This window comes from Paracoccus onchidii (assembly GCF_028294535.1).
Lineage (GTDB): Bacteria > Pseudomonadota > Alphaproteobacteria > Rhodobacterales > Rhodobacteraceae > Paracoccus > Paracoccus onchidii.
In genome coordinates, this window is the sequence record NZ_JAQBIE010000009.1 from 180,194 (window position 1) to 190,093 (window position 9,900).

Below are 9,900 nucleotides of genomic sequence, written 5' to 3' on the forward strand. Positions count from 1 at the left end.
CAAGTGAGGATGCGCTGATGAGCGAAAGAATTGAACCCCTGTCAGACAATGACTGGCCCGGTCTTGTCGATGACTTGAAGGCAGGCTTTGCGGGAAAGCTGAATGTCTATCGCACCATGGCGCATCACCCCCAGCTGCTTGCCGCCTGGGCGCCGCTGCGCCAGCATGTCGTGCGTGATCGCGCCATGAGCGACCAGCAATCCGAAGTGGTCATCCTGCGCACCGGGCACAATCTGTCCTCGCCCTATGAATGGGCGCATCACGTCAGTCGCGGACGCGCGGTGGGCATGGATGATGCGCGCATTGCGTCGTTGGCCGGCCCGCTGGAAGCCATGCGCGAAGATGATCGCATTCTGGCCGGGGCGGTTGATGAACTGATCGCGGATGCAAGGTTGTCGCCCGCTTCGCAGCATGCGGTTTCGGCGCTGATCGGCAAAGCCGGCCTGTTTGATCTGATGGCCACGGTCGGCTTTTATTCGGTCCTAGGTTTTATCGTGAACAGCTTCGACGTGCCGATAGATGACGATATCGCCGCGCAGCTTCAGGCCGACCCAGCCCCCTGATCCATCTCGGCGGCGACTGCGGCACGTAACCTGGGCAACAGGTCCCGCTCGAACCAGGGGTTACGGCGCAGCCACCCGGTGTTGCGCCAGGATGGATGGGGCAGCGGAAACACCGCGGGCGCATATTCCCGCCAGTTCTGCACGGTTTGGGTGACGTTTCGCGCGCCCAGATGCCAGCGCATGGCATGGCCACCGATCAGCAAGGTCAGGCGCGGGCGTATCTGCGCCATGACCTGCGCGCGCCAGGTCGCCGCACATATCGCCGGCGGCGCCAAATCCGCCCCCCTTGCGTCATATCCGGGAAAGCAAAAGGCCATCGGCACGATCGCGACCCGGTTCCGGTCATAAAAATGCGCGGCATCTATGCCCATCCAGTCGCGCAATCGCTCGCCCGAGCGGTCATCAAATGGGCGGCCACTTTCATGCACCCGTTTCCCGGGCGCTTGCCCGGCGATCAGCAACCGCGCCTGCGGGCGAAACCAGACCACTGGTCGCGGGCTGTGCCGCGTGGCGGTTGCGGCAAAACGTGCGGCGCAGATCTGGCAGGAACTGATGCGATTACACAGCGACATATCCCCTATCTAATGAAAATGCTGCGGGAAAGAAGGGTGACACACCCCGCAGTCCTGAGGCATCAGGAAGGGAACTGGACAGCTTGCATATACGCGCCTATGGTCCCCGTGGCTGTCATGGCGGCCGGGCCAAAGTTACGGATGGTGGCAAACAGCCATGCTGGAATTTGATAATGTCTCGAAGTCTTTCTGGACCGGGACGCAACGCAAAGTCATTCTGGATCAGGCCTCGTTCAGGGTCGAACTGGGGCATTCCCTCGGGATTCTGGCCCCCAATGGCACCGGCAAGACCACGCTGATCAACATGATGTGCGGGCTGGAAAAACCTGATGAGGGCATGATCCGGCGCGAATGCCGCATTTCCTTTCCTCTTGGCTTCATGGGGGGCGTTGTTCCCAAGCATTCGGCGAATGAGAATTCGCGCTATATCGCCCGCATTTACGGGCTGGACCCCGATTACGTGTCCGCATTCACGCGCTGGCTGACCGATATCGACGAATATTTCGACATGCCGGTGGGCACCTATTCAGCAGGTATGCGGCAACGGTTTACATTTTCGCTTTTGCTGGCCCTGGAATTCGACATCTACCTGATCGACGAAGGCATGCCCCAGACGACCGATGTCGAGTTCAATCGCAAGGCCGGCTCGGTCCTGTTTGACAGGTTGCGCAATTCGACCGTGATCATCGTGTCGCACCTGCCCCAGACGATCGAGAAATTCTGCCAAAGCGCGGCAATCCTGCGCGACGGGAAATTGTATATGTTCGAATCCCTTGATGAGGCCAAGCAGTATTATGACTACACCGCCTAAGGCCCGCGGCTTTCATATATCTCCGACTGAATCGGTTCTCTCCGGCCGCTCCGGGGGCAAACCTGCTGCGGAGCCGGGGCAGACCGGCGTCCGCATCCAGGTGGTCAAGCGTGAAGATGATCAGGCCGAGGGCGCGAACCCGGCCGCATCCGGCCATGATGCCGACGAACAGGCACGCCGCGAACGCTTTATGCGCACGGATCCACCCGAGGACGGTTTTGCCGGGCTTTCGCTCGACGGCCAAGAGCCGGGGAAAGGCAGCCCGGCCCAACCCGATCCCAAGGATGCGGATCTGGACACAAGGCTCCAGGCGATCCGCGATGAAAAGCTGACCGAGCGCCAATTGCGGATTGCGCGTCGGATCGCCGCCCTGCATCAAATCGAGGTGCAGTCCGACGAAGAAGCCGTGCTGCGCTTGCGCGAACGTGGTATCGACCCGTCGCAGCGCGCGGCATTGGGCAAGATCCTGTCCAGCGCCGGCAATCAGGCCAGCGCCCGGCCCGGACGCAACACCCCGGCCCTGGTCCCGCCAGCACAGGCGCTTGTGAATGCCGGCCCAAGGCCCGGCACCGGTGTCGGCCCCGCGCATCCCCCACTTCCTTCGCGCGAGGCGCTGACCGAAGAACGCCGGGCGGCCGAGATCTATCGCATCCAGCGCGACATCGCGCGCCGCCGTCGCCGCCGTCTGATGATGCTGACGCTGCGCCTGCTGTTTTTTGTGGCGCTGCCGACACTGTTGACCGGGTGGTATTATTTCCGCATCGCGACCCCCCTCTATGCCACCTATTCGCAGTTTCAGATCCAAAGCGCCGAAAGCACGGGATCGTCTGGCCTCGGTGGGTTGCTCAGTGGTTCGCAACTGGCGACCAACCCGGATTCGGTTGCCGTGCAAAGCTATCTGACCTCACGCGATGCCATGCTGCGACTGGATGCCGACAAGGGGTTCAAGCAGGCCTATCAGGATCCGATGGTCGATCCAGTAAAACGCCTGGCCCCGGACGCCACGAACGAAGCCACCTATGAGGTTTATCTGAAATCGGTCAAGATCGGCTATGACCCTACCGAAGGCGTGCTGGACATGGAGGTGATCGCCCCCGATCCCCAGCAAAGCCAAGAGTTTTCGGTCGCGCTGATCGCCTATGCCGAAGAACAGGTCGATCGCATGACATCGCGTCTGCGCGACGACCAGATGGAGGGTGCCAACCAAACCTATCGCGATGCCGAGGAAAAGGTTCTGACGGCGCAGCGCCGAGTGCAGGAATTGCAGCAGGAACTGGGCGTTCTGGACCCGGTGGCCGAAGGCACGGTGGTGATGAACCAGATCGCCACGCTTGAGACGCAACTGAACGAAAAGCAACTGGAACTGGGTCAGCTGCTGGCAAATGCCAGCCCTTTGCAAAGCCGTGTCGCGGCGGTGCGTGGCGATATTGTGCGCCTGCAAGAGCTGATCGACACCACACGGCTGCAATTGACCGAGGGCAACGAGGCGCGCAATTCGCTGGCGGCGATCTCGGGCGAATTGCGGATCGCGGAAAGCGAACTGCAAACACGCCAGGAATTGCTGGCCGCCGCCGCCGCCCAGATGGAAACCGCGCGCATCGAGGCAAACAAGCAGGTGCGCTATCTGTCCCAGTCGGTCAAACCGGTCGCTCCTGATGAGGCAACCTATCCCAAGGCATTTCAGAATACGCTGGTGGCATTCCTGATATTTTCCGGTATCTATCTCATGCTGTCGTTGACAGCCTCGATCTTGCGCGAACAGGTATCCACATGACCAAAGCAAAACACATTCGTATCGGCAATCTGGAATGTGGCAACGACCTGCCTCTGACCGTCATTGCAGGCCCGTGCCAGCTGGAAACGCTGGACCATGCCATGATGATTGGCGAACAGATGGCCGAGGCCTGCGCCAAGGCCGGGGCCAGCTATGTTTTCAAGGCCAGCTATGACAAGGCAAATCGCACCTCGCTGAAAGGCCGGCGTGGCGTGGGCGTGCAAGAGGGGCTGGATATGCTGGCCACCCTGCGCGAACGCCTGGGTTGCCCTGTGCTGACCGATGTCCATGACGCCGAGCAGGCTGTGCTGGCCGCGACCTATGTCGATGTGATCCAGATCCCGGCATTCCTGTGCCGTCAGACCGACCTTTTGCTGGCCGCAGGCAAGACCGGTGCCGTCGTGAACGTCAAGAAAGGGCAATTCCTCGCCCCTTGGGACATGCCCAATGTTGCGGACAAAGTTGCCTCGACCGGCAATGAGAAAATTATGCTGACCGAACGCGGCGCCAGCTTTGGGTACAACACGCTGGTCGCCGATATGCGCTCTTTGCCGATCATGGCGAGAACGGGTTATCCGGTCATCATGGACGCCACCCATTCGGTCCAGCAACCGGGCGGCCAGGGCGGTTCCTCGGGGGGGCAGCGGGAATTTGCCCCGGTCATGGCCCGTGCGGCGGTTTCCCTAGGCGTTGCCGGCGTGTTCATCGAGACGCATCAGGATCCTGACAACGCGCCGTCGGACGGGCCGAACATGATCCCGCTGGATCAGATGCCCGCCTTGATCGCCAACCTGATGCGTTTTGATGCCCTGGCCAAGTCCGAACCGGTCATGGCCTGACTGTTCCGCCTGCCTTCACCGACCCGAAATCGGCAAGGCAGGCGTCTATCCTTTCAGAGCCGCCCGTCCCGCCGCATCTGCTGATGCCCAGGCCCATTGGAAATTGTAGCCCCCCAACCAACCAGTCACATCGACGCATTCGCCGATGAAATGCAATCCGGGAACCTTGCGCGCCTGCATCGTTCTGGCATCGAGATCTCGCGTATCGACACCGCCAAGTGTGACCTCAGCGGTGCGGTATCCTTCGGTCCCGACCGGTCGCAATTGCCATTGGTTGACCCGCTTGCCCAATCTGTCCAACAGCTTGTTCGGCTGATCGGCCAAACGCGCAGCACCAAGGCCCAGTTCGGCCGCAATCGCCTGCGCCAGCCGCTCTGGCAGGAATTTCGCCAGTGCCGTTGCAGCTGCAATGCGTCCCGCCACGCCTTTTTGCGCCTTCAATGCAGCGGCGATATCGACAGCAGGCGCCAGATCAACCGTCAGCGTCTCTCCCGGTTTCCAGAAACTTGAGATCTGCAAGATCACCGGACCGCTGATCCCACGATGGGTGAAAAGCAAGGCATCCTGAAAGCTCGCCTTTCCATGGCGGATTCGGGCCTCGACCGAAACACCGGCCAAGGGCTTGCAAAGCGCCAGATCCTGTTCTGCAAATGTCATGGGCACCAGCCCCGGATCGGTATCGTGGCAACGCAGGCCAAACCCCTGCGCAATCTCATAACCGATACCGGTGGCACCCATTTTGGGTATCGATTTACCCCCGGTTGCCACCACGACCGATGCCGCACTCAGCTGGGCCGCGTCGGTGGCAATCTGAAAGCGATCACCGGCATGGGATACACCGTTGACACCACAACCCAGCCGCAGCTCTGCCCCACCCATCCGCTGCAACAGCATCCCGGTGATTTGCGTCGCCTTTCCGTCGCAAAACAACTGCCCCAAGGTCTTTTCGTGCCAGGCGATCCCGGCGCGATCGACCAGATCAACAAATTGTGTCGGCGTGAACCGGGCAAGCGCGCTGGCGCAAAAACGCGGATTGGCGGAAATGAACCGGGAAGGCTCGGACGCGAGATTCGTGAAATTGCAGCGGCCGCCGCCAGAAATTCGAATTTTCTCGGCAGGTTTGCTGGCATGATCCAGGACCAGCACCCGCCTTCCCTGCGCCACAGCCGAACCGGCGCAGAACAATCCAGCCGCCCCGGCACCCAAAATTGCAAGATCTACATGTTCCATGCTGCGCCCATAGCGGTCCGGCACAAAACTGACAAGTTTCCATCAATTTTCGACTTGCACCCCCTTTCAGTCTTGGGTATTCCCCGCTCCACAGTTGGGGCGTAGCCAAGCGGTAAGGCATCGGTTTTTGGTACCGTGTATCGTAGGTTCGAATCCTACCGCCCCAGCCAACTTCCAGTAAGCAATTGAGATAACTCGTCTTATCGAGGACGGACAGCCGATCTGGACCATTGTCCATCATCACTGTCCATCATGGAGCCTGCGTCCCCAATCGAGGGGCCTGCCATGGGCATTGCCAATTTCGTCTTCCGCCGGGGCGCGATCTACACCTGGCGCCGCCGCATTCCCAAACGTGCCGAATCCGCCGCCGCGAACCTCCAGGTCTCGCTGCGGACCGCTTGCCCGTGGACAGCGCGCAGGCTGGCTGTCATCGTGACCGCCAAGAGCGAGAGGGTGTTCGACCGCATGGGCATGGAAGGACTGACGCCGCAGGTGGCGCATGAATGGCTGGAGACCGTCACCCGAGAGGAGCTGGAGCGATCAGCGAAGCGCGATCGCGCCGCGTTCCACCTGCCGCAGACCGGCAACCCGGTCGAGAGCGTGCATCAGGACCATCTGGCGGGCGAGGCGCTGCGCCTCATCGCCCGCAAGGGCATCGAGCTGGAGCTGGACGCGGACGAGCGGCGCGAGCTGACTGCGCGCGGCTATTCCGAGGCCGATCTGGAACGCATCGACGAATACCAGGTCATCCTGGGCCGCGACGCGGCCACCGAACCGGTCGAGACCCGCATCAGGCGCCGCGTGGCGGGCATCGCGGGCAAGGAACGCATCAGCGGGCACGAGTTCTTCGACGCCAAGCGCATCTGGCTCAATGGCCGCGCGGCGGCGCTGCTGTCGTCGAAAGCGGGGCTGGACCGGGGCTTCGACGATGCCATGGCGATGGCGGGCAGGCTGCGGGAGGGGCGGCCCCTTCCGACTGCCGAGGATGCCGCGCCGCCTGCCCCGGAACCTACCCCCGCCTTCGACCCCGCGCTCCAGGCCGTCGCTGACCGCCTCGCCAGCCGCAAGGAGAAGCGCGGGCGGGTCACGGACAAGACCGCCTACCAGATCCGCAAGACCGCCGAACTGCTGCACGAGGCCACCGGCATCGAGGACATCCGCAAGCTGCGGCAGGAACACCTGATGGCCTTCAGCAACATCATGCACGCCCTGCCCCCGACCTATCGCAAGACGCCGAAGGAACGGGACATGACGCTTGTGGAAATCATCGAGGCCGCGGGAACCGCAGGCCGGAAACAGGGCCTGTCCGCCGCCACCATCAACCGCAATCTCGGCTTCGTCGGGCAGCTCATCAAGCACGCTCGTTCGGAAGGTCTTAGCCTCGATCCGCTTCTGGACACGCGCGATCTGCGCGAGACCGACCCCGAGGACGACCAGGACAAGGTCGCCCCCTTCAGCCGCGACGACCTGCGCCGCATCTTCGCAGGCCCCGTCTGGCAGGGCTGCCAGAGCGCGGGGCGCCGCACCCGGCCCGGCGATCTCGTCATCAAGGACGCGCTCTACTGGCTGCCGCTGATCGCGGCCTATACCGGCGCGTGGCGCGAGGAGATCGCGGGCCTTGCGCGCGAAGACATCGTCACCGAGGACGGCATCGCAGCCTTCCACTTCCGCCCGACCGAGATCCGGCGGCTGAAGAACCGCCCCTCGCAGCGGAAGGTGCCGATCCACCCGCACCTGCTGGAGCTGGGCTTTATGGAGCATGTCGCCCAGGCCGAGACCGGCCAGGTCTTCCCCGACCTGAAGCGCCGCAAGGGGCGCGGCATGCTGTCGGACGCCATCAACTTCAACTGGCACAAGCTGCTGCGCGCACAGCTGGGCGAGGATGCCGCGAAGAAGAACTTCCACTCGTTCCGCCACTACGTCACCGACGAGCTGCGCTACCGACAGGACGTGCCGGACCTCTCGCGCCACCACCTGCTGGGCCATGCCATCAGCTCGGAGGAGGACCGCCGCTACGGCCAGCGCACACCCCTGCCCCTCCTGAAGCCCCTCATCGATGCACTGCCGAGGGTGTTCTGAGGTGGTGGAGAGTTGGGGGCCGCTTTGGGCCGAGGCTGTGTGGAAACGCTGTCCCGTGGTAAGCTTTCGCAAGGCAGTGGGAGGCAGGGATGGCACGTTTCATCGATGGCATCGACCGGGAACAGGTCACGCTTTTCCCTGATCGTCTCGAGGACTGGATCGGCGAGGATCACCTGGTCCGTGTCGTCGACCTCTTCGTCGAGGAGCTTGATCTTCCGGCGCTCGGCTTCGAGCGTTGTGCGCCCGCCCGAACCGGTCGCCCGGGCTACCATCCGGCTGTGCTGCTGAAGCTCTTCATCTACGGCTATCTGAACCGCATCCCGTCCAGCCGTCGCCTGGAGCGTGAGGCGGGTCGCAATGTCGAGCTGATGTGGCTGACCGGCCGCCTGGTGCCCGACCACAAGACCATCGCCGATTTCCGGCGCGATAACGGGGCAGTGATCCGCAGGACCTGCGCGCAGTTCGTGGAGCTGCGCCGGCGGATCGGGGTGCTGAGGGGCGATTGCGTGGCCATCGACGGCAGCAAGTTCAAGGCGGTGAACAACCGTGACCGGAACTTCACCAAGAACAAGATCGCCAGCCGCCTCGCACATCTGGAGGCCGACGTTGAGCGCTATGTCAACGAGATGGTTCGCATCGACCGCCAGGAGGACGGCGAGACAAGGGCTGACAAGGTCGCCCATCTCGCCCGCCGCTACGGTCGTATCCGGCAGGAGATCGCGCGGCTGAAGGCAATGGAACAGGCCCTGGCCGAGGCGCCCGACGGGCAGATCTCCCTAACCGATCCCGATGCCCGGGCCATGGCGACCAGTACCCGACACAGTGGCATGGTCGGCTACAACGTCCAGACCGCGGTCGATACCGAGACGCATCTGATCGTGGTGCATGACGTGACCAATCAGGGCTTCGACCGCGACCAACTGAGCCCGATGGCGACAGCCGCCAAGGAGGCTCTTCGGCGCGACGACCTGCATGCCATCGCTGACAAGGGATATTTCAGTGGCTCCCAGATCCTGGCCTGCGATCAGGCGGGGATCACCACAACCGTGCCGCGCCCCGAGACATCGGGCAACCGCGGCAAGGGCATGTATGTAAAGGCTGACTTTGCCTATGATCCGGCCCGCGATGTCTATGTCTGCCCGGCAGGCGAACAACTGACCTACCGCTACACGCGCGAGGAGGACGGGCTGCGGGTCGGCCGCTACTGGACCAACGAATGTCAGCATTGTCCGCTTCGTCACCGCTGCACCACCGGCAAGGAACGCCGGATCACCCGGTGGGAGTATGAGCATCTGGTCGATGCGATGCGCGATAGGCTGGGTGGGGAGGCAGATCCTATGACCCTGCGCGGCTGCACGGTCGAACACCCGTTCGGCACCCTCAAGGCCTGGATGGGGCACACCCATTTCCTGACCCGGAGGCTGAAGAACGTCCGCACCGAGATGGCGCTGAATGTCCTCGCCTACAACATCAAGCGGGTGGTCGCGTTGATCGGCATTCGGGGCCTGATGCGGGCCATCGCCGCCTGATCGGGGGCTGCCGTGACTCAAGCGTAGGCGTCATGCTCTGTCCGAAAAGGATCAGCAAGCCGTCAAGCGCGCAAAGGGCGTCGGAGGCGGCTGAAAGCGAGCAACCGGGCAAACCGGCAGCAGACAGCCCCTGCCGGCCCGTTTCCACACAGCTTCGGCCCTGAGCTGACCTTCGTGCCACGCACGGCAGATGGCCGCTTCCAGCCCAAAGCAGACACGATCCGCTGGTCTGTTAGCTGATGAGCCAAGTGTTCGGGGTGGAATTTTGGAGTTCGTTGCTACACGTTTGAACGTCCGCCATACGAACGAGTTGGAGGCTAAACCTCAGTCCTTCTGGTTCGTGCCGTTGCAGCCGCTGCTAGCCTCAGCTGTCAATATCAACTACTAGGCTCAGGACCCATTGATTTGTTTGGGGGTTCGTGATTCACCGCAAAAAAGAGAGCGGTGACCATGTCTGATCTTTTCTGGTTGAGCGATGCCCAGATGGCGCGTCTTGAACCTTA

At 62.4% G+C, this 9,900-nt stretch carries 8 protein-coding genes and 1 tRNA gene; 7 read left to right on the plus strand and 2 right to left on the minus strand.

The annotated features are described in order from the left end of the window. Positions 1-17 precede the first annotated feature (17 nt). Complete coding sequence (locus PAF17_RS08820; RefSeq protein ID WP_271888727.1) at positions 18-563, plus strand: carboxymuconolactone decarboxylase family protein; 546 nt, start codon at positions 18-20, stop codon at positions 561-563. Here PAF17_RS08820 and PAF17_RS08825 read toward each other — a convergent pair. Then, on the minus strand, positions 542-1,135 hold the full coding sequence (locus tag PAF17_RS08825) for a uracil-DNA glycosylase family protein (RefSeq protein WP_271888728.1): 594 nt from the start codon (positions 1,133-1,135) through the stop codon (positions 542-544). The two genes, PAF17_RS08820 and PAF17_RS08825, sit on opposite strands and share 22 nt — an antisense overlap. A gap of 157 nt (positions 1,136-1,292) precedes the next feature. On the opposite strand from PAF17_RS08825, the gene PAF17_RS08830 reads away from it, so the two are divergent. The 3 genes from PAF17_RS08830 (at position 1,293) to kdsA (ending at position 4,559) form a co-directional block, all read left to right on the plus strand. After that, complete coding sequence (locus PAF17_RS08830) at positions 1,293-1,946, plus strand: ABC transporter ATP-binding protein (protein ID WP_271888729.1); 654 nt, start codon at positions 1,293-1,295, stop codon at positions 1,944-1,946. 100 nt (positions 1,947-2,046) lie between these two features. Continuing rightward, entirely contained in the window at positions 2,047-3,720 is a 1,674-nt protein-coding gene (locus tag PAF17_RS08835) for a capsule biosynthesis protein (protein WP_271888730.1), read from the plus strand. Next, entirely contained in the window at positions 3,717-4,559 is an 843-nt protein-coding gene (gene kdsA / locus PAF17_RS08840; protein ID WP_271888731.1) for a 3-deoxy-8-phosphooctulonate synthase, read from the plus strand. The genes PAF17_RS08835 and kdsA overlap by 4 nt, the downstream gene beginning before the upstream one ends. Positions 4,560-4,604: 45 nt before the next feature. Here kdsA and PAF17_RS08845 read toward each other — a convergent pair whose 3' ends face one another. Further along, on the minus strand, positions 4,605-5,789 hold the full coding sequence (locus PAF17_RS08845; RefSeq protein ID WP_271888732.1) for a BaiN/RdsA family NAD(P)/FAD-dependent oxidoreductase: 1,185 nt from the start codon (positions 5,787-5,789) through the stop codon (positions 4,605-4,607). Between the two features lie 95 nt (positions 5,790-5,884). On the opposite strand from PAF17_RS08845, the gene PAF17_RS08850 reads away from it, so the two are divergent. The 3 genes from PAF17_RS08850 (at position 5,885) to PAF17_RS08860 (ending at position 9,397) form a co-directional block, all read left to right on the plus strand. Further along, positions 5,885-5,959: transfer RNA gene (locus PAF17_RS08850), tRNA-Gln, on the plus strand. A 115-nt stretch (positions 5,960-6,074) separates the two neighbouring features. Beyond that, positions 6,075-7,868 (plus strand): site-specific integrase, encoded by a 1,794-nt coding sequence (locus PAF17_RS08855; protein ID WP_271888733.1) that lies wholly within the window; start codon positions 6,075-6,077, stop codon positions 7,866-7,868. An 89-nt stretch (positions 7,869-7,957) separates the two neighbouring features. Next, positions 7,958-9,397, plus strand: a complete 1,440-nt coding sequence (locus PAF17_RS08860; protein ID WP_271888734.1) for an IS1182 family transposase — start codon at positions 7,958-7,960, stop codon at positions 9,395-9,397. Positions 9,398-9,900 lie beyond the last annotated feature (503 nt).